Source organism: Pseudomonas frederiksbergensis (genome assembly GCF_900105495.1).
Classification (GTDB): Bacteria; Pseudomonadota; Gammaproteobacteria; order Pseudomonadales; family Pseudomonadaceae; genus Aquipseudomonas; species Aquipseudomonas frederiksbergensis.
Genome location: NZ_FNTF01000002.1, coordinates 3,879,635 through 3,905,199, shown reverse-complemented (window position 1 = coordinate 3,905,199; position 25,565 = coordinate 3,879,635). Strand labels below are relative to the sequence as shown.

General features: G+C 60.3%; 22 protein-coding genes. 7 read left to right on the top strand and 15 right to left on the bottom strand.

Features of this window, described 5'->3' with window-relative positions; genetic code table 11:
• Position 1 precedes the first annotated feature (1 nt).
• Together BLW70_RS18505 and BLW70_RS18500 are read right to left on the bottom strand one after the other, a co-directional pair.
• A complete protein-coding gene (locus BLW70_RS18505; RefSeq protein ID WP_074876327.1) occupies positions 2-1,303 on the bottom strand; it encodes an ATP-binding protein in 1,302 nt (433 codons plus the stop codon).
• A 4-nt stretch (positions 1,304-1,307) separates the two neighbouring features.
• Positions 1,308-2,009 carry a response regulator gene (locus BLW70_RS18500; RefSeq protein WP_074876325.1) on the bottom strand — a complete coding sequence of 234 codons (702 nt, stop codon included), beginning with the start codon at positions 2,007-2,009 and terminating at the stop codon, positions 1,308-1,310.
• 267 nt (positions 2,010-2,276) lie between these two features.
• Between BLW70_RS18500 and BLW70_RS18495 the strand changes: the two genes are divergently transcribed.
• A complete protein-coding gene (locus tag BLW70_RS18495) occupies positions 2,277-3,434 on the top strand; it encodes an efflux RND transporter periplasmic adaptor subunit (protein WP_074876323.1) in 1,158 nt (385 codons plus the stop codon).
• A gap of 15 nt (positions 3,435-3,449) precedes the next feature.
• On the top strand, positions 3,450-6,548 hold the full coding sequence (locus tag BLW70_RS18490; RefSeq protein ID WP_074876321.1) for an efflux RND transporter permease subunit: 3,099 nt from the start codon (positions 3,450-3,452) through the stop codon (positions 6,546-6,548).
• A gap of 68 nt (positions 6,549-6,616) precedes the next feature.
• Here the strand turns inward: BLW70_RS18490 and pepN are convergent, their stop codons facing one another.
• The 6 genes from pepN to BLW70_RS18460 are packed head-to-tail and all read right to left on the bottom strand — an operon-like array spanning position 6,617 to position 13,133.
• Entirely contained in the window at positions 6,617-9,274 is a 2,658-nt protein-coding gene (gene pepN, locus BLW70_RS18485; RefSeq protein ID WP_074876319.1) for an aminopeptidase N, read from the bottom strand.
• A 10-nt stretch (positions 9,275-9,284) separates the two neighbouring features.
• Entirely contained in the window at positions 9,285-10,115 is an 831-nt protein-coding gene (locus tag BLW70_RS18480) for a DUF2797 domain-containing protein (RefSeq protein WP_074876317.1), read from the bottom strand.
• Positions 10,112-10,372 (bottom strand): YeaC family protein, encoded by a 261-nt coding sequence (locus BLW70_RS18475; protein WP_074876315.1) that lies wholly within the window; start codon positions 10,370-10,372, stop codon positions 10,112-10,114. The genes BLW70_RS18480 and BLW70_RS18475 overlap by 4 nt, the downstream gene beginning before the upstream one ends.
• 33 nt (positions 10,373-10,405) lie before the next feature.
• A complete protein-coding gene (locus BLW70_RS18470; protein WP_074876313.1) occupies positions 10,406-11,275 on the bottom strand; it encodes a rhomboid family intramembrane serine protease in 870 nt (289 codons plus the stop codon).
• Positions 11,272-12,246 (bottom strand): metallophosphoesterase, encoded by a 975-nt coding sequence (locus BLW70_RS18465; protein ID WP_371916901.1) that lies wholly within the window; start codon positions 12,244-12,246, stop codon positions 11,272-11,274. Before BLW70_RS18465 ends, BLW70_RS18470 begins: the two co-directional genes overlap by 4 nt.
• Complete coding sequence (locus tag BLW70_RS18460) at positions 12,243-13,133, bottom strand: NAD(+) kinase (RefSeq protein WP_007906781.1); 891 nt, start codon at positions 13,131-13,133, stop codon at positions 12,243-12,245. Before BLW70_RS18460 ends, BLW70_RS18465 begins: the two co-directional genes overlap by 4 nt.
• 107 nt (positions 13,134-13,240) lie before the next feature.
• Between BLW70_RS18460 and BLW70_RS18455 the strand changes: the two genes are divergently transcribed.
• Positions 13,241-14,191 (top strand): DUF1853 family protein, encoded by a 951-nt coding sequence (locus BLW70_RS18455; RefSeq protein WP_074876309.1) that lies wholly within the window; start codon positions 13,241-13,243, stop codon positions 14,189-14,191.
• 113 nt (positions 14,192-14,304) lie between these two features.
• Here the strand turns inward: BLW70_RS18455 and BLW70_RS18450 are convergent, their stop codons facing one another.
• Positions 14,305-15,588 (bottom strand): arsenic transporter, encoded by a 1,284-nt coding sequence (locus tag BLW70_RS18450; RefSeq protein WP_074876307.1) that lies wholly within the window; start codon positions 15,586-15,588, stop codon positions 14,305-14,307.
• Positions 15,589-15,740: 152 nt separating this feature from the next.
• Positions 15,741-16,301 (bottom strand): NADPH-dependent FMN reductase, encoded by a 561-nt coding sequence (locus BLW70_RS18445; protein ID WP_074876305.1) that lies wholly within the window; start codon positions 16,299-16,301, stop codon positions 15,741-15,743.
• A gap of 176 nt (positions 16,302-16,477) precedes the next feature.
• On the opposite strand from BLW70_RS18445, the gene BLW70_RS18440 reads away from it, so the two are divergent.
• Positions 16,478-16,738: a hypothetical protein gene (locus tag BLW70_RS18440; RefSeq protein WP_074876303.1), complete on the top strand. Its 261-nt coding sequence runs from the start codon at positions 16,478-16,480 to the stop codon at positions 16,736-16,738.
• 88 nt (positions 16,739-16,826) lie between these two features.
• On the top strand, positions 16,827-17,720 hold the full coding sequence (locus tag BLW70_RS18435) for a LysR family transcriptional regulator (protein ID WP_074876301.1): 894 nt from the start codon (positions 16,827-16,829) through the stop codon (positions 17,718-17,720).
• Here the strand turns inward: BLW70_RS18435 and BLW70_RS18430 are convergent.
• The 5 genes from BLW70_RS18430 to BLW70_RS18410 all read right to left on the bottom strand — a co-directional run bounded on the left by BLW70_RS18430 (position 17,686) and on the right by BLW70_RS18410 (position 22,986).
• Positions 17,686-18,300: a GNAT family N-acetyltransferase gene (locus BLW70_RS18430; RefSeq protein WP_074876299.1), complete on the bottom strand. Its 615-nt coding sequence runs from the start codon at positions 18,298-18,300 to the stop codon at positions 17,686-17,688. The genes BLW70_RS18435 and BLW70_RS18430 overlap by 35 nt on opposite strands.
• Positions 18,301-18,314: 14 nt before the next feature.
• Positions 18,315-20,570 (bottom strand): Orn/Lys/Arg family decarboxylase, encoded by a 2,256-nt coding sequence (locus tag BLW70_RS18425; protein ID WP_074876297.1) that lies wholly within the window; start codon positions 20,568-20,570, stop codon positions 18,315-18,317.
• 141 nt (positions 20,571-20,711) lie between these two features.
• Positions 20,712-21,470 (bottom strand): DNA polymerase III subunit epsilon, encoded by a 759-nt coding sequence (gene dnaQ / locus BLW70_RS18420; protein WP_074876294.1) that lies wholly within the window; start codon positions 21,468-21,470, stop codon positions 20,712-20,714.
• A gap of 212 nt (positions 21,471-21,682) precedes the next feature.
• The gene (gene rnhA / locus BLW70_RS18415; RefSeq protein ID WP_008028618.1) at positions 21,683-22,135 is read right to left on the bottom strand and encodes a ribonuclease HI; all 453 of its coding nucleotides are present in this window, start codon (positions 22,133-22,135) and stop codon (positions 21,683-21,685) included.
• 92 nt (positions 22,136-22,227) lie between these two features.
• A complete protein-coding gene (locus BLW70_RS18410; RefSeq protein WP_074876293.1) occupies positions 22,228-22,986 on the bottom strand; it encodes a methyltransferase domain-containing protein in 759 nt (252 codons plus the stop codon).
• Between the two features lie 65 nt (positions 22,987-23,051).
• Between BLW70_RS18410 and gloB the strand changes: the two genes are divergently transcribed.
• Both gloB and BLW70_RS18400 read left to right on the top strand, forming a co-directional pair.
• Positions 23,052-23,819, top strand: coding sequence for a hydroxyacylglutathione hydrolase (gloB, locus tag BLW70_RS18405; RefSeq protein ID WP_074876291.1), 768 nt, complete (start codon positions 23,052-23,054; stop codon positions 23,817-23,819).
• A 99-nt stretch (positions 23,820-23,918) separates the two neighbouring features.
• Positions 23,919-25,373, top strand: coding sequence for a transglycosylase SLT domain-containing protein (locus BLW70_RS18400; protein ID WP_074876289.1), 1,455 nt, complete (start codon positions 23,919-23,921; stop codon positions 25,371-25,373).
• Positions 25,374-25,565 lie beyond the last annotated feature (192 nt).

The following is a 25,565-nucleotide window of genomic DNA, read 5'->3' as shown; positions in this document are numbered from 1 at the left end:
GTCAGGCTGAGGTGGGCAACCACAACCGAAACCGTGCCCCACCCAGCGGCGACGCTTCAACGGTGAGCGTGCCGCCCTGAGCTTCCAACGCCCGACGACTGATTGCCAGCCCCAGACCAAACCCGCCAGTGGCCCGATCCCGACTGCGATCCAACCGATAGAACGGTTCGAAAATCCGCTCACGCTCCTCATCCGGAATACCGATCCCATCGTCGTCCACCCAGATTTCCGCCCCCTTGGCACACACCTGCACACCAATCTGGATGCGTTTTTCGCAGTAGCGCATCGCATTGCGCAGCAGGTTCTGTATAGCGCGGGCAGTCAACCTTGGGTCGAGGGTGAAGCGCTCAAGTTGCCCGTGCAGCAGCACATCGATAACGATGTCCGGGGATTCCAGTTCTTCGTCGACGCTGCCGAGGATGCTGTCGATAAATTCATCCAGCGACACTTCGACCCGCTCCGGCAGCCGCGCCGGGTTTTGCAGGCGGCTGTAGGACAACAGTTCCAGCACCAGCTCATCGAGTTCGCGAATGTGCGCGACCAGCCCTTGCAGACGCTCGCGACTGGCGGCGGGCAAATCGTCGGACAGTGCCAGCGCCAGGCCGAAATCCAGTCGTGTCAGGGGCGTGCGTAATTCGTGAGACACGGCATTGAGCAGGTCCCGCTGCTGGTTGAGCAGGTTCTCGATATCGCCAGCCATGGTGTCGAAAACGTTGGCCAGGCTACCGATGTTGGAGCTTCTGGAAATCTGTGTGCGCTCGCTCAAATGGCCCTTGCCGAAACGTTCAGCCGTCCCTTTGAGACGTTCCAGGTCGCGCCAGTGCGGGCGCAGCCACAGCAACAGGCAGGCGAGCATGGTCGCGCCGATCAACACGTTGATGCTCCAGTACAACAGGCTGACGTCTATCGGGTCCGGCGGCACGATCATCTCCACCACCGTCCGCTCGTTCAGCGGCGCCACCGCCAGGGTGCGCCAGCCCCAGTCGCCAATGCGCACGATGTTCTCGCCACGCTGCAAACGCCTGCGCTCATCAGCGGTGAAATCGGGGTCGTCGTTACCGGTCAGGACGATGTGCAGCGGCTGGAATTCCTTGTCCATCTCCGCGGCCAATGCCGGCCACTGCGCCGGGGGCACGGCGTGAAACTGTTTGACGATGAGGGTTTGCAGCCCGCGCGAATAATCGAGGTTGTAGGTGACAAAGCGCTCCTGGAAGACCTTGATCACCACGTCAGGCACCAGATAGATCGCCGCGCTGTACGAAACGATGGTCACCAGATACAGGCGAAACAGGATTCTGAACATCGACTCAGCATTCCCACTCGGAACGGCTGAACAGGTACCCCTTCCCCCACACCGTCTTGATCTTGCGCGCCTCGCCGGCGTGATCGTCGAACTTGCGCCGCAGCTTGGAAATCGCCACGTCCACCGAGCGGTCGGTGCCATTGAACTCGATGCCGCGCAGGCGTTGCAGGATCTGGTCGCGACTGAGCACTTCACCGGCATGACGAGCGAGCACCACCAGCAGGTTGTATTCACCGCTGGACAGTTCGACCAATTGCTCGCGCCAGGTCACGGTGCGCTCGGACAGGTCGATGCACAGATTGCCCATCAGAATGCGGTCGTTGGCCGTCTGCGGTTCAATCAGGCTGCTGCGCCGCAACAACGTCCGCACCCGGGCCAGCAACACCCGCGGTTCGCAAGGTTTGGTGACGTAGTCGTCAGCGCCCATTTCCAGTCCCAGCACCTGATCGTGGCTGTCGTCGCGGGCGGTGAGCATCAGGATCGGCAAGGTGGCCGAATCGGCGCGCAGCAAACGGCAGACTTGCAGGCCATCGAGCCCCGGCAGCATCAGGTCAAGGATCACCAGGTCCGGCGGATTGACCCGCGCCCGTTCGCGCACATGGTCACCACGGCTGATCACGCTGACGCTATAGCCGTTGCGTTCCAGGTAACTGGCAATCAGTTCGGAGAGCGCGGTGTCGTCTTCGACCAGGAGGATGTTGGGCATGGGGTGTTTCCAGAAAGTGCAGTGGCGTTTGACAGACCGCTTTCGCGAGCAGGCTCGCTCCTACAGTTGAAATGCGGTCCCCTGTGGGAGCGAGCCTGCTCGCGAAAGCAATCTAACAGTCGCAATAGAAATCGAGGCGTGAAGGATATACGCCCTCAGCCGTGCCTGAGTAAAACCCTTACACAATTTCACACAGCACCAACAAAGCTTCACCGCTACCCTCGTCGCCTCCCCGTAGGATGCGGGGGGTCATTATTGGGGTATTACATGTCAAAGAATCTGCTTGCCAGGCTCAGCCTGATTGCACTGGCGGTGACGCTGAGCGCTTGTGACAAGGCTTCGACTGCCGAAGAACAGGCGCCTCTGGCCACGGTTCGCATTGAAACCATCCAGGCCAGCCCACTCTCGATCACCAGTGAACTGAGCGGGCGGATTGCCGCGCCACGCATTGCCGAAGTCCGCGCTCGGGTTGCCGGTGTGGTGCTGCAACGGGCGTTCCGTGAAGGCAGTGATGTGAAAAAAGGTGAAGTGTTGTTCCGTATCGACCCGGCGCCGTTCAAGGCCGACCTGGACAGCGCCGAAGCGGCGCTGCGCAAGGCGCAAGCCAATGCGTTCCAGGCGCGCCTGCAAGAGCAGCGTTACGCGCAGTTGATCGAAGGCAATGCCATCAGCGGTCAGGACTATGACAACGCCCGGGCCAGTGCCCGGCAAACCGCTGCCGACGTCGCCGCGAACCAGGCTGCCGTGGAACGGGCGAAACTCAACCTGGGTTACGCCACCGTCACCGCCCCGATTTCCGGGCGCATCGGTCGCGCGCTGGTGACCGAAGGTGCACTGGTCGGGCAGAACGAAACCACACCGCTGGCATTGATCCAGCAACTGAACCCGATTCACGCCGACCTCACCCAATCGACCCGCGAACTCAACGACCTGCGCCGGGCGTTCCGTTCCGGCCACTTGCAGCAGGTCGGTCAGGACCAGGTCAAAGCCACGCTGATCCAGGACGACGGCAGTCTCTATCCGTTGCCCGGCAAGTTGCTGTTCGCCGACATCACCGTCGACCCCGGCACCGGCCAGATCATTCTGCGCAGCGAATTCCCCAACCCGGACCTCGATTTGCTGCCGGGCAGCTTCGTGCGCGTGCGTCTGGAGCAAGCGGTCAACCAACAAGGCATCAGCGTGCCGCAACGGGCCATCCAGCGTGACAGTGCCGGTATTGCCCAAGTGCTGTTGCTCGATGCCGAGCAGCGAGTCGGCCAGCAACCGGTCGAACTGGGCGCCGTGCAGAACGATCGCTGGATCGTCACCGCCGGTCTCAAGCCCGGTGACCGCATCGTCACCGAAGGCCTGCAGCACGCCCGTCCCGGCGAAAAAGTGCAGATCGACGACACCCCTCTTCCACTTGCCCAAGTTTCTGGCCAGTAAGCAGGACGCTTCTTTATGCCGCAGTTCTTTATCGATCGCCCGGTGTTCGCCTGGGTGGTTGCCCTGTTCATCCTGTTGGCCGGCGTCCTGGCCATTCCACAGTTGCCGGTGGCGCAATACCCCAACGTCGCGCCGCCGAAAGTCGAAATCTACGCGGTGTACCCCGGTGCTTCGGCGCAAACCGTGGACGAAAGCGTGGTCAGCCTGATCGAGGAAGAACTCAACGGCGCTGACCATCTGCTGTATTTCGAATCCCAGAGCAGCCTCGGCAGTGCCACCATCACCGCGACGTTCCAGCCGGGCACTGACCCGGAAATGGCGCAGGTCGATGTGCAAAACCGCCTGAAAGTGGTCGAGTCGCGTCTGCCTCAAGCGGTGACACAACAGGGTTTGCAGGTGGAGAAAGTTTCCGCCGGTTTCCTGCTGCTGATCACCCTCACCTCCAGCGACGGCAAGCTCGACGACGTGGCGCTCAGCGATTACCTGGCACGCAACGTGATGAACGAGATCAAGCGTCTGGACGGCGTCGGCAAGGCGCAGTTGTACGGTGCCGAACGGGCCATGCGAATCTGGATCGATCCGCAGAAGCTGATCGGCTTCAACCTGACCCCGGCCGACGTCAACGCCGCCATCGTCGCGCAGAACGCGCAAGTGTCGGCGGGTAGCATCGGCGATTTGCCAACCCGCACCACCCAGGAAATCACCGCGACCATTCTGGTCAAAGGCCAGTTGTCGACCCCGGAAGAATTCGCCGACATCGTCCTGAAAGCCAATCCCGACGGCTCCACGGTGCGCATCAAAGATGTGGCGCGTGTCGAGATCGGCAGTCAGGAATACCAGTTCTCCACCCGCCTTAACGGCAAACCATCGACCGCCGTCAGCGTGCAGTTGGCACCGGGCGCCAATGCCTTGAGCACTGCCACGTTGGTGCGGGCGAAGATGGACGAACTGGCGCGCTACTTCCCCGCTGGCGTGGAATACAAGATCCCGTACGACACCTCGCCCTTCGTCAAAGTCTCGATCACCAAGGTGGTTTACACCCTTGGCGAGGCGATGTTGCTGGTGTTCGCGGTGATGTTCCTGTTCCTGCAAAACATCCGCTACACGCTGATTCCGACCCTGGTGGTGCCGGTGGCGCTGATGGGCACCTTTGCGACCATGTTGGCGCTGGGGTTCTCGATCAACGTGCTGACCATGTTCGGCATGGTGCTGGCGATCGGCATCCTGGTGGATGACGCGATTGTGGTGGTGGAGAACGTCGAGCGAATCATGGCCACCGAAGGCCTGTCGCCCAAAGAGGCAACGCGCAAGGCGATGAAGCAGATCACCGGGGCGATCATCGGCATCACGCTGGTGCTGGTCGCGGTGTTCATTCCGATGGCGTTCATGCAGGGCTCGGTCGGGGTGATTTACCGGCAGTTCTCCTTGTCGATGGCGACGTCGATCCTGTTCTCGGCGTTCCTCGCCCTGACCTTGACCCCGGCGTTGTGCGCGACGCTGCTCAAGCCGATTGCCAAGGGCGAACACCACGAGAAGCGCGGGTTCTTCGGCTGGTTCAACCGGCGCTTCGAGCAACTGACCGAGCGTTATCAGGGCTGGGTTGCCTATGCACTGAAACGCACAGGCCGCTACCTGTTGATCTACGGCGTGCTGCTGATCGGATTGGGCGTGTGCTTCAGTCGCCTGCCCTCCTCGTTCCTGCCGGTGGAGGATCAGGGTTACACCATCACCGACATTCAACTGCCACCGGGTGCAAGCAAGAACCGCACGGTGCAGGTGGTCGAGCAGATCGAAGCCCACAACGCCACTGAACCCGGCGTCGGCGACAGCACGGTGATTCTCGGTTTCAGTTTTTCCGGTAGCGGGCAGAACGCCGCGTTGGCGTTTACCACGCTCAAGGATTGGTCTGACCGGGGTAGCGACGACTCGGCCAGTTCCATTGCCGATCGCGCCAACATCGCGTTGAGCCAGATCAGGGACGCCGTGGCGTTTGCAGTACTGCCGCCACCGGTGGATGGCCTTGGCACTTCCAGCGGTTTCGAGTTCCGCTTGCAGGACCGCGGCGGCCTCGGCCATACCACGCTGATGCAGGCGCGTAGTGAATTGCTCGCTGGCGCCGAGAAAAGTCCGATCCTGATGAACGTGCGCGAAAGCGCCTTGGCCGAAGCGCCGCAGGTGCAATTGGAAGTCGACCGCAAACAGGCCAACGCGCTGGGCGTGTCCTTTGCCGACATTGGCAACGTGCTGTCCACCGCCGTCGGTTCGGCTTATATCAACGACTTCCCTAATCAGGGGCGGATGCAGCGTGTGGTGGTGCAGGCTGAAGGCGATCAGCGCAGTCAGGTCGCCGATCTGCTGAAGATTCACGTGCGCAACAGCGCCGGGAAAATGGTGCCGTTGTCGGCCTTCGTCCAGGCCAGGTGGACCCAGGGCCCTGCGCAATTGACTCGCTACAACGGCTACCCGGCAATCAGTATTTCCGGTGAACCGTCGCCCGGTTACAGCACCGGCGAAGCCATGGCGGAAATCGAGCGTCTGGTGGCGCAAGGACCGGCGGGGTTGGGGCAGGAATGGACCGGGTTGTCATTGCAGGAGCGGTTATCCGGCAGTCAGGCTCCGATCCTGCTCGGTTTATCGTTGCTGATTGTGTTCCTGTGTCTGGCCGCGTTGTATGAGAGCTGGTCGATACCGACCTCGGTGCTGCTGGTGGTACCGCTTGGCGTGCTCGGCGCGGTACTGGCCGTGACTTTGCGCGGGATGCCCAATGACGTGTTTTTCAAGGTTGGATTGATCACCATCATCGGGCTGTCGGCGAAGAACGCGATCCTGATCATCGAGTTCGCCAAGAGCCTGTACGACGAAGGCCACGACCTGATCGACGCCACGCTGCAAGCCGCGCGCCTGCGGCTGCGACCGATTGTGATGACGTCGCTGGCGTTCATTCTGGGTGTGGTGCCGCTGGCGATTGCCACCGGGGCCAGTTCAGCGAGCCAGCAAGCCATCGGCACCGGGGTGATTGGCGGGATGATCACGGCGACACTGGCTGTGCTGTTTGTGCCAGTGTTTTTTGTGGTGGTGATGAAACTCGTGCGCAAGCGCCATAAGGGTATCTAACCCCACCTACCCTGTGGGAGCGAGCTCCTGCAGGGTTCAGGCGAACCACTGCAGGAGCGAACCCTGAGTCAGGCCAGGCTTTTGCTGACCACCTCGAACACATCGCTGGACAGCTGGCCCGAAGCGCGAATCCGCTCAAGCTCACCTTTCATCAACGCCTGGCGCGCATCGTCATACTTGCGCCAGCGAGTCAGCGGTGCCAACTGCCGAGAAGCAATCTGCGGGTTGAACCCGTTCAACTCGATCACCAGATCCGCGAGGAACCGATAACCCGAACCATCGGCCGCATGGAAGTTGATCAGGTTCTGCCCGGCAAACGCGCCGACCAGTGCACGAACCTTGTTCGGGTTCTTGATGTTGAATGCCGGATGCTGCATCAACGCCTTGACCCGCTCCAGACCACCGGGCAGCACGCTGCCCGCCTGGACGCTGAACCACTGATCCATGACCAGCGGATTGTCCTTGAAGTGCTCGGCAAAACTGGCCAGGGCCTTGGCTTTCTCGTCTTCGAACGGCGAATTGACCAATACCGCCAACGCCGTCAGGCGCTCGGTCATGTTGTCGCTGGTCTCGAACTGCTCGAGCGTCGCCGCTAATACTTCCGGTTTGCCGCTGAGCATCAGGTACGACAGCGCAATGTTCTGCAACGCGCGACGAGCGAAGTGTTCGGCCTCAGCCACATACGGGGTTTTCTTCGACAGATCGCGATTGGCCTGGTAACGCAGCCACAGCGCCTCGAACAAACCTTCTGCCAATTGCTTGCGAGCAAACTCGCGAGCGATGTGAATGGCGTCAACGTCAGCCACTTCGCTGATCTCAGTCAGATACGCCTCGCCCGGCAGCGAGAGCATTTCCGCGACCATCGCCTGATCCAGCGTCTCGTCCGACAACACGGTACGCAAGGCAGAAACCAGACGCTGATCCAGCACCAGTTTCTCGCCCTTTTGCTGCTGGGCAATCAGCTCTTGCAGCACCTGAACCGACAATTGCTGACCCGCATCCCAGCGGTTGAAACCGTCGCTGTCGTGTTGCATCAGGAACATCAGCTGATCGCGGTTGTACGGGAAGCTCAGTTTCACCGGCGCCGAGAAGCCACGCAGCAACGAAGGCAATGGCTGTTGCGCGATGTCGATGAAGGTGAACGTCTGCTCGGCTTCGGTCACCGAAATGACCCGTGAGGTGCCCTGGGCACTGGCTTCACCGGAAAGACACAACGCAATGGCCGCGCCTTTGGCGTCCAGCAGGCCCAGTTCGACCGGGATCACGAACGGCAGCTTCTCAACCTTGTCCGGAGTTTCCGGGCAGCTTTGACGGAACGTCAGGCTGTAGGTTTTCGCCGCCGCGTCGTAGGACTCGCTGACCGCCAAACGCGGTGTGCCAGCCTGGCTGTACCAGCGCTTGAACTGGGTCAGGTCGACACCGTTGGCGTCTTCCATCGCTTTGATGAAGTCGTCACAGGTCACGGCCTGGCCGTCATGGCGTTCGAAGTACAGGTCGCTGCCTTTACGGAAACCTTCGGCGCCGAGCAAGGTGTGGATCATGCCGACCACTTCCGAGCCCTTTTCGTACACGGTCAGGGTGTAGAAATTGGAAATCTCGATGAAGCTGTCCGGGCGCACGGCGTGAGCCATGGGGCCGGCATCTTCGGCGAACTGGTGGGTGCGCAGGTACGCCACGTCCTGGATGCGCTTGACCGTGGCCGAGTTCATGTCGGCGGAGAAGCACGAATCGCGGAACACGGTGAAGCCTTCCTTCAGCGACAACTGGAACCAGTCGCGGCAGGTCACACGGTTGCCCGACCAGTTGTGGAAGTACTCGTGGGCAACAATCGCCTCGACCCGCTGGTGCGCGGCGTCGGTCGCGGTTTCAGCGCGAGCCAGCACGGCGCTGGAGTTGAAGATGTTGAGGCCCTTGTTCTCCATGGCACCCATGTTGAAGTCATTGACCGCGACGATCATGAAGATGTCCAGGTCGTACTCGCGACCGTAGACCTCTTCGTCCCAGCGCATCGACTTCTTCAGGCTGTTCATGGCGTGCTGGCACTTGTCGATGTTTTCCGGCTCGACATAAATGCGCAGCGCCACAGAGCGCTCGGTCATGGTGGTGAAGGTGTCTTCGACGCACCACAAATCACCGGCCACCAGCGCGAACAGGTAAGCAGGTTTCTTGAACGGATCTTCCCAGGTCGCCCAGTGCCGGCCGTCTTCCCCGGGACCTGAGGCAATCGGGTTGCCGTTGGAGAGCAACACCGGATAGCTGTGCTGCTCGGCAACCACCGTGGTGGTGAACGTGCTCATCACGTCCGGACGGTCGAGGTAATAGGTGATCTTGCGGAAGCCTTCGGCTTCGCACTGGGTGCAGAACATCGTGCCGGATTTGTACAGGCCTTCCAGCGCAGTGTTGGTTTCCGGGTGGATCCTGACGCTGGTATCGACCGTGAAGGTGGTGCTGGTCGGGTGCAGGGTCAGGTGGTTTTCCGTCAACTGATAGTCGGCGGCGGTCAATTCGATGTCGGCCAGGTTCACCGACAGCAATTCAAGCTGTTGGCCATCCAGCAACAGCGGCGGCAGGCCCGGGCCACGCTCGGGATTGCGGCGCATCACCAGTTGCGCATGGACCAGGCTGTGGTCCTCGTACAACTCGAAGGTCAGGTGCGTCTCGTCGATCAGGTACTCGGGCGCCTGATAGTCCTTCAGGTAGATCATCTTCGGTTGTTCGGTGCGCATGCTGGAGTCCTTACTGATGCACGGCGAGCTGGTAGGCCGTGTATTTACGAATATTGATTACGCCGGTGTCGAAAATCAGGTACTGGCCCTTGATTCCCAACAGCGTGCCTTCGGCGATCGGATTCTTGTCCAGGTTGAAGCTGACGATCTTGGCCGGGTATTGCTCGACCGGATAGCGGATCTCGAGCGTTTCTACATCGGCAATAGTCTGGATCGCCTGTAGGCCGAATCGTTCCTGCAAACTTTGCAATCCTTCGGCGCAACTGTCGAACAGCTGATCGCGAACCTGCGCCAAATCGACCGACACCGCATCGCCCTTGAGTAAAGCACGCCAGTTGGTCTTGTCCGCCACCTGACTGCGGAACAGGTCTTCGACGAAGCCCGACTGCTGACGGGTCGAAACCCGCATGATCGGCAGAGCCTGACGGGCGCCCTGATCGATCCAACGGGTCGGCAGCTGAGTGGCGCGGGTAATCCCGACCTTCACTCCCGAAGAATTGGACAGATACACAATGTGATCCGTCATGCAAAACCTCTCGCCCCACTCCGGCTCACGGCAGGTGCCAGCGTCATAGTGGCAACGCTCCGGGCTCATGATGCAGATGTCGCACTGAGCCAGTTTGGTCATGCACGGGTAGCAGTAACCCTGGCTGAAGCTGGTTTTAGTCTTGCGTCCGCAATGGGTGCAATGAATCGCTCCCAGGTATTCCAGGCGCACCGTGGTCCCGATCAATGGATTGACCGGCACCTCGACGTCGTCCAGACGAAACGCGTACTGCACGTTCGCCCCGTCAAGGCGCGCCGACATTTTGCTGATTGCACCGCGGCCAATCTCGATCAATGGACGGCATCCGATTTGAACAGGATATTCGGCACTTCGATCGACTTGGAGCCGCACTCCTGCACGCCCATGTAACCGGTGCGCTGGTCTTCGGGCAGGTTCTGGATTTCCCAGGCGATCATCGCTTGCAGCGACAGTTCGCGTTGTTCGGCGGTAAGTTTGCCACCGTCGGACCATTTACCGATTTCCACCGCCAGTTTCAGGCTCTGGTAGATCTCGGGGGTGATGTTGTTGATCATTTCGTTAAAAGAGGACATCAAGGGCTCCGCGCTCTTTATTGACATAACTGGTTAGACGGCCAGTTTACGGCGGTTGTACAAACCACCCAACAAGCCGGTCAAGCATCCGACGAGCAACCCGCCGACGTGGGCCGCGTTGGCAATTTCACCGAAACCGATCAACGAGATCAGTCCCGACATACACAGCACCAGCCACACCAGCATCATCACCAGCACGCCGCGCGGCAGGCGATAAGCCGGGTTTGGCGACAACAGCTGAAAGATCCAGCAATGCCCGAGCAGGCCGTACAGCACGCCGGACAACCCGCCAAACAGTGTCGGGCCACTGAAAACAAACTGGGCGTAGTTCGAGACCAGGCCGAACAGCAAGGTCAGGCCGATCAGGTTGATACTGCCCTGGCGCGACTCGATGCGTCGCCCCAGCTCCCAGTACCACATGCCGTTCATGGCCAGGTGCAGGATGCCGAAGTGGATCAGCATCGGCGTTACCAGACGCCACCACTGCCCCGCCGCCAGGCTGTCAGCCAATGGCACAAAGTGGATGTACTCGCCGACAACGCGAAAATCGAGGAAGGTCAGCCAGCGCAACGTGTCGAGGTTTTCGCCCAGCAGCGTCACCGCGCCGACCAGCAGGCTCAGCAGCAACACGAACGCCGTCGCCTTGGCGTGGCGCAGTTGCTCGACGAAACCTGGGTGCTTGACGGTTTGCGCCACCGGAATGTCCAGCTGTTGATCGGGATCACCGGCCGGGAAACGTTCGTACAACACACGCACGTCTTCGCTGATGTTGGCCGGCACCCACAGCACTTGCTCGCCCGCCTCTTCACTGACCCGATGCGGCACCTGCATGCGCTGCAACAGTTTGACGAACCCGCTCAAGTCCACCGCCAGCGGCAGGCGTAAAACAGCAACGGCACTCATCGCAGCACCTCCGGCCGCTCGACGTCGACCCAGACAAATTTATGCGGATCGAGACGGGTTTCCTGGTCCAGACGGTAGGCGACCAGTTTGCCGTAAAGCACCGCACTGTAATCCAGACAGGCCAGGTTCGGCCGGATCGGCGCCGGTTTGCCGCTGCGCCAGTAGTGGCCCACGAACAACAAAGGTTCATCGACGCCATAGCGCAGCAAGGTGTTTTTTTCAGTGGACGACAGCGGCGTCCGGGCCACGGGTTCGGGCAAGGCGTCGGGCTGGAACACAATGTCTCCATAGGTTTGCGGGTCGTCTTCCCAGAACTTGGTGCGGAAGAACGAACGCGTCAGGCCATCGCCGCTGGTCATGGTCAACCCGTGCGGCAAGCGCATGTCAGTGCCGCGCAGCAGGCGATCGAACACGGTGCAGGCGAAACTGCCCGGCACGGCCGAGGCCTGGAGGAAATGCTCATCGACGCAACCATTGGGGAACAGCGCGCGCAAGGGTTCGATCAGGCCTGCATCCCAGCAGGCATGCACCACGCGAAAACGCCCGGCGTCGACGAACAATGGCATCTCGTAGAACCATTGCAGGAAGTCATGCCAGTCGGCAGGATGGCCTTCGAACTGGGTCAGGGTTTCGTTCAGCAAACGGGCATGGCGCGGGGTGTGTTCACGCACGAACTGCTTGCCGCTGCCCGGAGGCGCCGGCGTGCTCCAGCCGAGGGCGTTGAACTCATGGTTACCCATGATGCACAGCGCCTGACCCGCTTCGACCATGTCGTGAACGATGTGCAGCGCTTCGCGAATCCGCGGGCCGCGGTCAATGATGTCGCCAACGAACACTGCCATGCGCGACGAATGCCGCCAGACGCCAGCGTGTTTCTGGTAACCGAGCCGGTCGAGCAAGTGCTCAAGGGTCAGAGCGCAACCGTGCACGTCACCGATCAGGTCGTAGCTACGCGCGGGATCGAGCATCAGTCGCCTCCACCACCCAACTTGCTGCCCCAACCGAGTTTGGTCCTGCAGACTTCATAGTAGTTGTGATCGAGCGGATGAATCAGCCGCAGCTTTTGGGCTTTTTTGCTGATGGTGATGGTGTCACCCGGCGCGCAGGTGAAATGGTTCTGCCCGTCACAGGAGACTTGCGGGTAAATCTGCATATCTTTGGACACGACGATTTTCAGCTCACTGTTGCCATCGACCACAATCGGCCTGCCCGACAAGGTATGGGGGTACATCGGCACAATCACAATAGCGTCGAGCTTGGGGTGCATGATCGGCCCGCCCGCCGACAGCGCGTAGGCGGTCGAACCGGTCGGAGTGGCGACGATCAGGCCGTCGGCCTTCTGGCTGCAGACGAACTGGCCGTCGATGTACAACTCGAACTCGATCATCCGCGTTGACTTGCCAGGGTGCAGCACCACGTCGTTCAGCGCGTCGCCCTGACCGATGGCCTCGGCATGACGACGAACTTCGGCTTGCAGCAGGAAGCGGTTTTCGACCAGATAGTGGCCGTCGAGCACTTCGGCGACTTTGACTTCCAGCTCATCGGGGCGGATATCGGTCAAGAAGCCCAGGCTGCCACGGTTGATGCCCAGCACCGGGATATTGTGCCGGGCCAGCGCCCGGGCGGCACCCAACAGGCTGCCGTCACCACCCACCACAATCACCATGTCACATACTTCGCCGAGCATCTTGCGCGACGAGGTTTGCAAGCCATGGCCCGGCAACACTTCGGCGATGGTGTCTTCGAGGATCACGTGCAGGTGACGATCGAGCAGAAACCGTTTCAGTCGGCGGACGGTATCCAGCACCTGCGAACTGCCCAGGCGACCGATGATGCCGATATTACGAAATTGCTCCATGAGGTTCCTGCGCGACGGCGAAAAACACGATTATGGGCGAAAGCGCGGGATAGACAAAATCCTTTCAGCCACAACGGTGTACTCACGATTGAGGCTATGCTCGCAAGATGATCCTATTTCCCGATTTGCTGCAGTTACCCCACCAGTTGCGCCATCCCGAAGTGCGCGACCTGGCTTGGGTCATCCTCGCGCCGCCGATGCTTGGCGTGACGACGTGGCCGCAGCGTCATCCGCTGACCGGCAGTGACTGGGTGCAAGCGCCGGATCGGCTGGAACGGTGGCTGCGGCAACTCGATCACGACAGTTATGACTTGCTGCACTGGCTGGCGCAGGCCCGAACCCGGCGATTGGGCTTGTACTACGAACGCCTCTGGCAATACGCCGTGCAGCACGCGCCGGGTATCGACCTGATTGCCGCCAATATGCCGATCCGCCGCGAAGGCCACACGCTGGGTGAGCTGGACATGCTGCTGCGCGATCGTGACGGCGTGCATCATCTGGAACTGGCGATCAAACTTTACCTTGGCCCGCAAAATGGCGACGGACACGACACGGCGCGATGGCTCGGCCCCGGCTGCCACGATCGGCTGGACCGCAAACTGGCCCATCTGACGCAGCATCAACTGCCGATTTCGGCCCGTCCGGAGAGCCGCGAAGTATTGGCGGCGCTGGATATCCAGCAGTTCAGTGCGCACTTTTGGCTGGGCGGTTATTTGCTGTATCCGTGGCCGGGATCGGCCGAGCCACCGAATGGTGCGCACCCCCAGCATTTACGCGGTAGCTGGCTGCATCAGAAGGACTGGGCAGACTTTGTCGTACAGCGCCCGTTCGGTCGCTGGCAGCCCCTGCCCCGCCATGCCTGGCTGGCGCCGGCGCACTATCCGGCGGAGCAGGCCTGGAGCGTTGAACAGCTGAACACCTGGCTCAGCGAGCTGGAGCCGCTGGCCCCGGCGCAATTGCTGGTGCGACTCACAGAAAACGCCCAAGGTGATTGGGAAGAGGCAGAGCGGCTGTTTCTGGTGGCGGATCTTTGGCCTAACGTTCCTGGCAGTGGCTGAGTTTTTTAGCGTCTGGGCTGGCCCTATCGCGAGCAGGCTTGCTCCTACATTTGATTTCCTTGTGACGAAGATACCTGTAGGAGCGAGCCTGCTCGCGAAAGGGCCAACGCAGTTCAGATGGATAACCGCAAAGCCAGCGCCGCCAACGTCACCAGCAAAACAGGCACCGTCAACACAATCCCGACCTTGAAGTAATACCCCCAGCCGATCCGGATACTCTTGCGCTCCAGCACATGCAACCACAGCAGCGTCGCCAGGCTGCCGATCGGCGTAATCTTCGGCCCCAGGTCGCTGCCGATGACGTTGGCATAGATCATCGCCTCCTTCACCACCCCGGTCGCCTGGCTGGCATCGATTGACAGCAAACCGATCAGCACCGTCGGCAGATTGTTCATCATCGACGACAGCAGCGCCGTCAGGACGCCGGTGCCCATGGCTGCGCCCCATACGCCGTAGCCGGCAAAACCATCCAGCCATCCGGCCAGATACCCCGTGAGCCCGGCATTGCGCAGGCCATACACCACCAGGTACATGCCCAGCGAGAAAATCACGATATGCCAGGGCGCTTCCTTGATGACTTTGCGGGTGGAAATCTTGTGACCACGGGCAGCGATGGCCAGCAGCAACGCCGCGCACACTGCAGAGATGGCACTGATCGGAATCCCCAGCGGTTCCAGCGCGAAGCAGCCGAGCAGCAGTATCGCCAACACGGCCCAACCGGCATAAAACGTAGCGTGATCGTGGATCGCAGAAGCCGGTTGCGCCAGTTGCTCGGGGTCGTAGTCCTTGGGAATGGCACGACGGAAAAACCACATCAACATCGCCAGGGTCGCCACGACACTCACCAGGTTGACGGGGATCATCACCGCCGCGTAACGGTTGAAACCAATGTTGAAGAAGTCGGCGGAAACGATGTTCACCAGATTCGACACCACCAACGGCAGACTCGCCGTATCAGCGATGAAACCGGCGCCCATGACGAACGCCAGGGTCGCCGCCGGGGAAAAACGCAACGCCAGCAGCATGGAAATCACGATGGGTGTAAGAATCAGCGCAGCCCCGTCGTTGGCGAACAATGCCGACACCAACGCACCGAGCAGCACCATATAAGCAAACAGCTTGCGTCCGCTGCCCCGTCCCCAGCGGGCCACATGCAGCGCCGCCCAGGCAAAGAACCCCGCCTCGTCCAGCAGCAGACTGATGACAATCAGCGCGACAAAGGTCCCGGTGGCGTTCCAGATAATCTGCCACACCAGCGGGATGTCGCTCAGCTGAACGACCCCGAAAATCAGCGCAAGCACCGCGCCGAACACCGCACTCCAGCCAACGCCAAGGCCTTTTGGCTGCCAGATCACCAAGGTGATGGTCAGCAGGAAAATCAACGATGCGGTCAGCATGCAGTGCAGCCTTGTCGGAAAACAAACCGCGATTCAGCCGCAATGCACGGGCGGAGTAAAGCGCAAACTTGCTCCCTCCTTCCCAAACGCACTGGGATCGATGTAGCAGCGGCTACGACAGATTGGTGTGCGATGTTCCTACACAGGGTTTGTCACGCTTTCTTGTGTTGTTCGACCCACAGGCCATAAGCATTGATGAATTTTTGCAGAAACGGTTTTAGCGACTCGGACAGTTTTCCCGCCTCGTCGAACGCTGAACCGGCACCGCTCAGATAAGCTTCGGGTTGCTGCATGCACGGCACATCCAGAAACACCATCGACTGGCGCAGGTGATGGTTGGCGCCAAAACCACCGATAGCGCCCGGCGAAGCACTGATCACCGCGCCTGGTTTTCCGCTCCAGACACTCTTGCCATAGGGGCGCGAACCCACGTCGATCGCGTTCTTCATCGGCGCAGGCACAGAACGGTTGTATTCGGGAGTCACGAACAGCACCGCGTCGGATGAGCTCACTTGTTGCCGGAAAGTGCTGTAGGCTGCCGGCGGTGAAGCACCATCGATGTCCTCGTTGTAGAGCGGCAGATCACCGATTTCGACGATAACCAGTTTGAGATTGGCAGGCGCCAGGTCGGCCAGGGCCAGCGCCACCTTGCGATTGATCGATTCCTTTCTCAAGCTGCCGACCAGTACAGCGATCGTATAGACGTTGCTCATGGAAGATTCTCGACTGTCGGATGAAAGAGCTTGTAGTTATAGATGACGATTCAACCAGTGGGCGACTGAAAAAACGTCGCCCCTGACTATTTTTTTCCTGTAGGAAAACTTACCTCGCCCAACCACGGTCTACAGAGCCGCAAATTGAGTGATTTATCCCCAGAGGTTCTAAGCAGATGGCAGCAGTACTCGTCGGTCAGTTCCATGCAAGAGACGCGGAAGGCCGCGTTTATTCCGTGCATGAGTTCCAGGAATCCACCCCGTCGGCAGACGGCCTCACTGGCTCGGTGCCTGTTACCACTTACAAGCTGGCCATTGGCGACCGCGTACGGAAACTCGATGACAACCAGTTTTTGCTGGTGCAGTCGGACGTGACCATCGTGCGTGAGCCCGACACTTATGTCGGCAATCTGCCGGAAACCAACGTCGCTTCATAACCCCGTGTTATGAGCAGAAGTCATATGCGCGCACTTGAGTTAGGATTCAGCCACTGACTCCCTCACCTGCTGAACATGGACTTCACGCATGCGTTTACGTCATATCGAAGTGATCCAGGCGCTCCTGCAGACCGGTCACCTGGGCACCGCCGCCGAATGGCTGCAGTTGCCTGTGGCTGAAGTCGAAGGGATTCTGCGCGACGCCGAGGATCAGCTGGGTTTCATGCTGTTTTCCAGCGTGCGTGGACGCTTGCAGGCCACGCGCGAGGCGCGGGAGTTACAGGTCCAGATCGCCCACGTCTATGAAGCGCTCGAGCCGGTCCAGCGGCTGGCCAACAGCCTCAAGCAATATCAGGCTCCGCCCTTGCGGATTATCTGCACGCCGCCCTTGGCACAGCAGCTATTGCCACAGAGCATTGCCGCCCTGCGCCGACGCCTTCCTGATGCGCCTTGCACCCTTCTGAGTCAACCAACCCGCGAGATCGTCAGAAACCTGCTGCTGCGTGAAAGCGATCTGGGATTAAGCCTGCATGACCCCGATCACGCCGACATTCATTGCCAGGTGATCGCCCAAGGCAAGCTTCAGCTGCTGGCACCCCACGGCTGGTTGCAACCCAAACAGAAGTACATCTCGCTGCAGGACCTGGCCGGCCAATCGATGGTGGGCCTGGAAGGTCATGATCCGCTGAGCCCGGCGCTGGAAAACAAGCTGCATGCCCTGCGTCCTGCCCCGGTCATTCACACCCGGGTACAGACTCACCAGATGATGCGCAGCATGGTCGAGGCCGGTGAAGGCCTGGCCATCGTCGACCCTTTCACCGCCCTCGGGGCGAAATCGGCCGGGCTGGATGCGTGCCCGCTGGCGCCGGCCGTGCCAATCAGCCTGTATGCCTTGACCCTGAAGAGCGGTGAGCCGTCGCCAGCGGTTCAGGCATTGCTGGGCATTATCACGGAACAAGCCGTGGCGATGCTGGCGAACTAAGCGGGGTTTCCAGCGGGTTATCGAACAATCGATACCAGAACAGCGCCACTTCGGCGGTGTTCGGATCGATTCCGCGATAACGCAAATGATCGATTCCGCCCAGGACGTAACCGCGGCGTTCATAGAGCCGACAGGCCCCCAGGTTGTTGTTCTGGGTTTCGAGCATGATGCCCGGCAGTTTCTTTTTGCGGCTCCAGAACTGCGCCACATCCAGCAACGACTTGGCCACACCATGACGACGCGCCGGCGCATGCACCGCCAATTCGTCGATATGGGCAAAGCCGTTCCAGTTGGTGCTGACCACCAGGTGACCCACGGGCTCATCATCGAGATAAGCCATGAAGATCGCGCTGTCAGCGGCATCGCGGAAACTGCTGAACTCCTCGGGATCGATGCCGTAGCACTTGCGATAGGGCGTGATCGGTGTCACCGGCCACTGCTCCACCGGTTTACCGATTTCGGCGGCACCGTAGACCGCGACTTCAAAACTGAAATCACTGCCCCAGATGTAGGCTGCAAAACCATCGTCGGCAACGCGTACCGACAGCCCTGGGTATTTCGGATTCATGAGCGGTTGCATACTGGGAAAGGTCCTCATTCCTTGATGCAATCGACGGTATATAGCCGTCCATTGCCCTCATCTTCGTGTTGCAAGCCGTGCACATCAGCGACAAACCCCGGGAAGCTGCTGTCGAACGTACGGGCAAACGCCAGGTAATCGATAATCGAGCGCGTCGACTCGGTAAAACGCTCGCCGGGCATGATCAACGGAATCCCCGGCGGGTACGGCACCAGCATCACTGCGGCGATCCGCCCGTCCAGAGCATCGATCGACACCGCTTCAACCTCGCCACGCACTAATTGATCATAGGCGTCAGATGGCTTCATGGCGATTTCCGGGAGCACGGTGTACATGCGCTTCAGGTGTTTGGCCGTGGCATTGCTGCGATAGCAGGCGTGCAGTTGATCGCACAGATCGCGCAATCCCATGCCCTGATAGCGCGCGACATCCTCTTGTGCCACGCACGGCAGGCAGGTCGCGAGACTGACATTGGCATCGTAGCTGCGCTTGAACTCCAGCAATTCGGTCAGCAACGTGCTCCATTTGCCTTTGGTAATGCCCATCGAGAACAGCACCAGGAACGAATACAGCCCGGTCTTTTCAACGACCAAGCCACGTTCCCAAAGGAATTTGCTGACCACCGCTGCCGGAATTCCGCGCTGGCTGAGGGCCCCGCCTGCCGTCAGGCCCGGCATCACCAGCGTGACCTTGATCGGATCAAGCAGCACGTAGTCGTCGGTCACGCCGCCAAAGCCGTGCCAGTCGGCATCGGGCTGCAGCAGCCAGTCATCGGTGATCACGCGGTCGATGCCTTCCACCGATGGCGGCTGCCAGATGGAAAACCACCAATCGTCAGCGGCGATGTGCTGACGCAAATTGGCCAGCGCCCGGCGGAAACTCAGCGCTTCGTCGAACATTTCCTGCAACAGCGATCGTCCGGCCGGGCCCTCCATCATGGCCGACGCCACATCCAGCGAGGCGATGATGCTGTACTGCGGCGAGGTCGAGATGTGCATCATGAACGCTTCATTGAAGCGATCCCGATCCAGTTGCCGCGCGCCGCCATCCTGAACGTGAATCATCGACGCCTGGCTGAACGCCGCCAGCAGTTTGTGGGTGGAATGGGTAGTGAACACCAGGGGGCCGCCTTCACTGCGGGAAGTGCCCATGCCGTAACGCCCGGCGAAAAACTCATGAAACGCCGCGTAGGCGTACCAGGCCTCATCGAAGTGCAAGACCTCGACGCTATTGCCCAGTTGCTGCTTGATCAGCTCAGCGTTGTAGCAGAGGCCGTCGTACGTCGAATTGGTCACCACCGCCAACTTGACCTTGGGTGCCCGTCCCTTGGTCAGCGGGCTGGCATCGATCTTGGCCTGGATCGATTCGCGGCTGAATTCGCTCAAGGGAATCGGGCCGATGATCCCCAGTTCATTGCGCTCCGGGCACAGGTACAGCGGAATGGCGCCGGTCATGATGATCGCGTGCAATATCGACTTGTGGCAGTTGCGATCCACCAACACCAAGTCATCGCGAGCGACCATCGAATGCCAGACAATCTTGTTGGCGGTCGAGGTGCCATTGATCACGAAGAAGGTGTGATCGGCGCCGAAATTGCGAGCAGCACGAGCTTCGGCTTCCGCCAGCGGGCCAGTGTGATCGAGCAAAGAACCGAGTTCCGGCACCGACACCGACAAATCGGAGCGCAAAGTGTTTTCCCCGAAGAACTGGTGAAACGCCTGACCCACCGGGCTCTTGTGGTACGCCACGCCGCCGCCATGGCCGGGTGTGTGCCAGGAATAATTGGAGTCGGCCGTGTGCTGCACCAGCGCTTTGAAAAACGGCGGCAGCAGACCATCCAGATATTTGCGCGCCGCTCTCGCGACCTGCCTGGCCAGAAAAGGCACGGTGTCTTCGAAAAGATAAAGAATCCCGCGCAGTTGATTGAGTTCGGCCATGGCGTCGGCGGGAGCGTTTTCCAGGGTCACCTGCTCGCCCAGCGCGAAGATCGGCAAGTCGGGCGCACGCACCCGCGCCAGGCCAATCAGCTCGGCCATGTTGTGCAATAGATGAGAGTGGGTGCTGGCGTCTTCGGCCGCAATCAACATGCAGGAAAGACCGTGATGGGTCGAAGCGACCAGTCGCCCTTCGGTGTAATTCACCGCCGAGACAATGCTGAAGCCTTCCTGCTCCAGCTCCCGGGCGATGCCACGCACGCGATCACCGGCCACGGTGTCGGCCTTGATGTCGCGATGGACGATCAGGACCGGGAATTTCAAATCTTTATACATGGGGCTCAGTGTCCTGAGGCGGCAGACCGTGGTCCACCAATCACCTCAGGGTAGAGGGTTCGAGCGCATGTGGCGAGTGTGATGCACTGAAATGGGTCATCGGGGCGCGTTACGCTTGATCAAGATCAAAAGATCGCAACGCTACGCCTGAGCCTTGGCTTCGGCCAGTTGCTGCCAGAGCGATGGGGCGCCGGCGGATTTGGCGATGACTTCCAGGCGTGCCATGTGCTGGGCCAGGTCATCCTCGCTGGCACGGATGATACGCGTCGGCTGACGATCGACCGGCAGGCGGCGGATCTCAGTGGCGGAGTTGTCCGCACCTTCCCCGGAACCATTGCCATCGGAAGCATTACCGGCCAGGGACAGGCTGGTCTGGCCGCCCGTCATGGTCAGGTAAACGTCAGCGAGGATCTCGGAGTCGAGCAAGGCGCCGTGCAGTTCACGGCCGGAGTTGTCGACGCCATAGCGTTTGCACAAGGCGTCGAGGCTGTTGCGCTGCCCCGGGTGACGTTCCCGGGCCATCATCAAGGTGTCGAGGATCGAGCAGTGCTGCGTGATGTCCGCACGATCGTGCTGGCCCATCAGGGCGAATTCGTTGTTGATGAAGCCAACGTCGAACGCCGCGTTATGGATGATCAGCTGCGCACCCTTGATGAATTCAAAGAACTCATCGGCGACTTCAGTGAAGCGCGGCTTGCCGACCAAGAATTCGTTGGTGATGCCGTGGACGCCAATGGCGCCTTCATCACTCTCGCGGTCCGGTTGCAGATAAACGTGGAAATGCCGGCCCGTCAGGCGCCGACCGATCAACTCGACACAACCGATTTCGATAATCCGGTGGCCGTCGGTCACCGGCATGCCGGTGGTTTCGGTATCGAGTACAACGGATCTGGTGGCCATCAGTGCTCAGCTCTCAACGGGTCATTCGTGCAAAAACGGCGATGTTAACACGCTCGCCGGGGTCTTTCAGGTACGCCGTGTTGCACCCATCGCGAGCAGGCTCGCTCCCACATTGAATTCGGGGGTCACAGATTTTGTGCTCAACGAAGATCAAATGTGGGAGCGAGCCTGCTCGCGATTGGCCACGACGCGGTGCATCGGTAGAGCCGGAATCAAGCCTGCTTGTACCCGCGTACTTCATCCACGCCACGATTGGCCAGTTGGTCGGCGCGTTCGTTGCCGTGATGGCCAATGTGCCCGCGCACCCATTTCCAGGTGACGTTGTGGCGATTGACCTGCTCATCCAGCAACTTCCACAGATCAGCGTTTTTCACCGGTTCTTTCGCAGCGGTTTTCCAGCCGCGCTTCTTCCAGTTGTCCATCCACTCGTTGATGCCTTTCATCACATACTGCGAGTCGGTGACCAGCAGCACGTCGCAGGAGCGCTTGAGTTCTTCAAGACCACGGATAGCGCCCATCAGCTCCATGCGGTTGTTGGTGGTGTTGGCTTCGCCGCCCCACAGTTCTTTTTCAACGCCCTTGCACACCAGCAAAGCGCCCCAGCCGCCAGGGCCAGGGTTGCCTTTACAGGCGCCGTCGGTGAAGAGTTCTACGCTATCGCTCATGCCAATCTATCCAGAAAATGCCGTGGCTCGCCGATCGGTGATCGACGATGCCCGAGGCCGGGGCAAACCCGGCCGGGAAAATAAAAAAGGTCTTATGGATCGATGCGGCGACGATTGACCTTGGCCATCGGCAATGGAATCAGCTTGCCCATCGGTTCGCGCCGCTCCTGACGGACGGGCCGCAGGCCCACCACGATCTTGCGCGCAACCAATAAATAGAAGCCGCCACCCGAAAGTTGCCAGTCACCGGCCTTGCGCTCCCAGCCGGCCAGACGAGCCTGCCAGGCCGGTGACGCAAGCGGCGGACGATAGCATCCGAAGCGGCGTTTCTCCAGCGCGAAACCCAGCAGGTTCAGCCAGTCTCCGACTCGCGACGGGGAGATGCAGCGAGCCTTGCGCAACGCGTCATGAGCAAAAACATGACGCAAGCCCCAGGTGCTCCAGGGGTTGATCCCGATGATCAGCAGATGCCCGCCGGGCCGCACGCTGCTCGCCGCTTCGCGCAGCAGACCGTGAGGCGACAGGCAGAAATCCAGCCCATGCTGCAACACCACCACATCGGCGGCATGCTCGCTCAATGGCCACGCCTGCTCTTCACAGACGATCTCGACCCCCGGCAACGGCGCGCCGAGCCGCACATTGCGCTGCACTTGCGGTGCCGACGGCGGCGTTTGGGCCGACGGGCCGTAATGCACCAGGTAGCCACCGAAGAACCGTCCCAACTCGTCTTCGAGCATGCGACGTTCTTCGTCCAGCAGAAATTGCCCGATGGGGCCGGACAGCCATTCACGGGCCGCGCTGATCAATGTCAGCCATTCAGGATCAGCCTGAGCGAACGCTTTATCGGTCATTGCATTCTCCAACGCGCCAGGAAGTTCTAAGATGCGCCATTGTTTTCCGCTTGGCGAATCCGACGATGATACAGATCAGTGCCCTGCCCGCCTTCACCGACAACTACATCTGGTTGTTACAAGACCACAGCACCCAGCGTTGCGCGGTGGTCGATCCGGGCGATGCCGCGCCAGTGCAGGCCTGGCTCGAAGCGCATTCGGGTTGGGTGTTGAGTGATATTTTGATCACTCACCATCATCATGACCACGTCGGCGGCGTCGAGCAGCTGAAAAAAGCGACAGACGCGACAGTCTACGGCCCGGCCAGCGAAAGCATCCCGGCGCGGGACGTGTCGCTCAAGGACAACGACCGCGTGAGCGTACTGGGCTGGGACTTCGATGTCTTTGCCGTGCCCGGCCACACCCTAGGGCATATCGCCTATTACCATCATGGTTTGCTGTTCTGCGGTGACACCCTGTTCGCCGCCGGTTGCGGGCGCTTGTTCGAAGGCACGCCGGAGCAGATGCATACCTCACTGACCCGCCTGGCCGCGTTGCCTGAAGATACGCTGGTCTACTGCACTCACGAATACACGCTGAGCAACCTGAAATTTGCCGCAGCGGTCGAACCGGGCAATGCGGACACCGCCGCACGTCTGGAAAAAGTCACCGCGCAACGTGAAGCCGGAATCATGACGCTGCCCTCTACTCTGGCGCTTGAAAAGCTGACCAACCCGTTTTTGCGTGTCGACGTAACATCCGTTAAAGAAAAAGTGGACGAACGGAATGGAACCCAAAACCGGGCTCCGAGTGCGGTTTTTGCTGCTCTGCGTGCTTGGAAAGATAAGTTCTAAGTAGCCATCACGTTGGTACAAAAATTCTGAATGGTTGACCGCAGGGGGTGCGCTTTCTAGAATCGCCCGACATTTTTGCCCGGAACTTACTTCCAGCCAATGTCGTCATCTATTCGTAAAGCCATCAATTCAGACGCATTGACCCGCTTGGCTCAAGCCATTGCGGTGGCTGTGTCCGCCACGCTGGCGGGCTGTTCCAGCCATGTGCCGCAGACCGAAGCGACACACACTCCGAATATCGCCGCCCGGGCCAAGCAGAAACCTATCTGGCTCAGCGAAAAACCGACTCCACAAATTCCGCAAGATGTCTGGGAGCGCATGCGCCAAGGCTTTCAGTTGCAGGACAACGTGGGTGTCAACCCGCGCATCGAGCAACAGCGCCTGTGGTTCGCCAGCAACCCGTCCTTCCTCGAGAACGCCGGCGAACGCGGCAGCCTCTACATTCACTACATCGTCGAACGCCTTGAAGAACGCAACATGCCGCTGGAACTGGCGCTACTGCCAGTGATTGAAAGCGCCTACAACCCGATGGCCTATTCCCGGGCCAACGCGGTTGGCTTGTGGCAATTCATCCCTTCCACCGGGCGTTACTTCAACCTGCGTCAAACCCGCTTCTATGATGGCCGTCGCGATATCACCGCCTCGACCACCGCAGCGATGGATTACCTGACCCGCCTGCACGACATGTTCAACGGCGACTGGCTGCTGGCCCTGGCCGCGTACAACGCCGGCGAAGGCACCGTCAGCCGGGCCATCGAGCGCAACGAAAAGCTCGGTTTGCCGACCGATTACTGGAACCTGCCGCTGCCGGCCGAAACCCAGGCCTACGTGCCAAAGCTGCTGGCCCTGTCGCAAGTGGTGCTGGCACCTGAAGCCTACGGCGTGAACCTGAACCCGATCGCCAACGAACCGTACTTCCAGGTCGTCGAAATCAACCAGCGCATGGACCTGTCCAAGGTCGCCGCGGTGGCGAACATCGACGAAGACGAACTGTTCCAGCTCAACCCCGCCTTCAAGCAGCGCACTACCATCGATGGCCCCCAGCATTTGCTGGTGCCGACGTCCAAGGCGCAACTGCTGACCGCCAGCCTGTCGACCATGCGTCCTGAAGAGCTGATCAGCAAGAAGTCGCTCAAACCGGTATTCGAAGGTGCAGACGACTCTGAAATCGCCGGCCTCAAACGTGCCTACCGCGTCAAACGCGGCGACAACCTGGCCGCTATCGCCAAGGCCAACAACGTCGACGTCAAGGATCTGCAGCGCTGGAACAAGATGACCGGCAAGAACCTCAAGGCCGGCCAGACATTGGTCATGCAGGACACCACCAAGCGCAGCCGCGGTCGGGTCAACACCGTCGTGGCGGCGAACAGCAAAGCAAACACTAAAGCTGACAAGCAGAAGTCGCAGACCCAATACAAGGTCAAGCAAGGCGACTCGCTGTACATGGTCGCCAAACGCTTCAACGTTGAAATGCAGCACCTCAAGCGCTGGAACCCACGTGTTGGCCAGGCGCTGAAGCCCGGCCAGATGCTGACGGTGGCTTCCCCGCATTAATCAGCACGCCCTGTCGAGGGGCTTTTGTGGTGGATGGGGCTGTTGTGGCGAGGGGGGCTTGCCTGTGGCGAGGGGGCTTGCCCCCGTCGGGGCGCGAAGCGGCCCAGCACTTTTTCAGGTCCACCGCATTCGCAGGATTTACGACTGCTGCGCAGCCGAACGGGGGCAAGCCCCCTCGCCACAGGCAATCCC

What these genes read in the sequence shown, in the direction of transcription:
- BLW70_RS18475 (WP_074876315.1), bottom strand. Translation starts at nt 10,372, where the DNA reads ATGTCCTCTTTTAACGAAATGATCAACAACATCACCCCCGAGATCTAC.
- BLW70_RS18455 (WP_074876309.1), top strand. Translation starts at nt 13,241, where the DNA reads ATGATCCTATTTCCCGATTTGCTGCAGTTACCCCACCAGTTGCGCCAT.
- BLW70_RS18425 (WP_074876297.1), bottom strand. Translation starts at nt 20,570, where the DNA reads ATGTATAAAGATTTGAAATTCCCGGTCCTGATCGTCCATCGCGACATC.
- gloB (WP_074876291.1), top strand. Translation starts at nt 23,052, where the DNA reads ATGATACAGATCAGTGCCCTGCCCGCCTTCACCGACAACTACATCTGG.
- BLW70_RS18505 (WP_074876327.1), bottom strand. Translation starts at nt 1,303, where the DNA reads ATGTTCAGAATCCTGTTTCGCCTGTATCTGGTGACCATCGTTTCGTAC.
- BLW70_RS18440 (WP_074876303.1), top strand. Translation starts at nt 16,478, where the DNA reads ATGGCAGCAGTACTCGTCGGTCAGTTCCATGCAAGAGACGCGGAAGGC.
- dnaQ (WP_074876294.1), bottom strand. Translation starts at nt 21,470, where the DNA reads ATGGCCACCAGATCCGTTGTACTCGATACCGAAACCACCGGCATGCCG.
- BLW70_RS18445 (WP_074876305.1), bottom strand. Translation starts at nt 16,301, where the DNA reads ATGAGCAACGTCTATACGATCGCTGTACTGGTCGGCAGCTTGAGAAAG.
- rnhA (WP_008028618.1), bottom strand. Translation starts at nt 22,135, where the DNA reads ATGAGCGATAGCGTAGAACTCTTCACCGACGGCGCCTGTAAAGGCAAC.
- pepN (WP_074876319.1), bottom strand. Translation starts at nt 9,274, where the DNA reads ATGCGCACCGAACAACCGAAGATGATCTACCTGAAGGACTATCAGGCG.
- BLW70_RS18500 (WP_074876325.1), bottom strand. Translation starts at nt 2,009, where the DNA reads ATGCCCAACATCCTCCTGGTCGAAGACGACACCGCGCTCTCCGAACTG.
- BLW70_RS18470 (WP_074876313.1), bottom strand. Translation starts at nt 11,275, where the DNA reads ATGAGTGCCGTTGCTGTTTTACGCCTGCCGCTGGCGGTGGACTTGAGC.
- BLW70_RS18400 (WP_074876289.1), top strand. Translation starts at nt 23,919, where the DNA reads ATGTCGTCATCTATTCGTAAAGCCATCAATTCAGACGCATTGACCCGC.
- BLW70_RS18490 (WP_074876321.1), top strand. Translation starts at nt 3,450, where the DNA reads ATGCCGCAGTTCTTTATCGATCGCCCGGTGTTCGCCTGGGTGGTTGCC.
- BLW70_RS18430 (WP_074876299.1), bottom strand. Translation starts at nt 18,300, where the DNA reads ATGCAACCGCTCATGAATCCGAAATACCCAGGGCTGTCGGTACGCGTT.
- BLW70_RS18450 (WP_074876307.1), bottom strand. Translation starts at nt 15,588, where the DNA reads ATGCTGACCGCATCGTTGATTTTCCTGCTGACCATCACCTTGGTGATC.
- BLW70_RS18435 (WP_074876301.1), top strand. Translation starts at nt 16,827, where the DNA reads ATGCGTTTACGTCATATCGAAGTGATCCAGGCGCTCCTGCAGACCGGT.
- BLW70_RS18460 (WP_007906781.1), bottom strand. Translation starts at nt 13,133, where the DNA reads ATGGAGCAATTTCGTAATATCGGCATCATCGGTCGCCTGGGCAGTTCG.
- BLW70_RS18410 (WP_074876293.1), bottom strand. Translation starts at nt 22,986, where the DNA reads ATGACCGATAAAGCGTTCGCTCAGGCTGATCCTGAATGGCTGACATTG.
- BLW70_RS18495 (WP_074876323.1), top strand. Translation starts at nt 2,277, where the DNA reads ATGTCAAAGAATCTGCTTGCCAGGCTCAGCCTGATTGCACTGGCGGTG.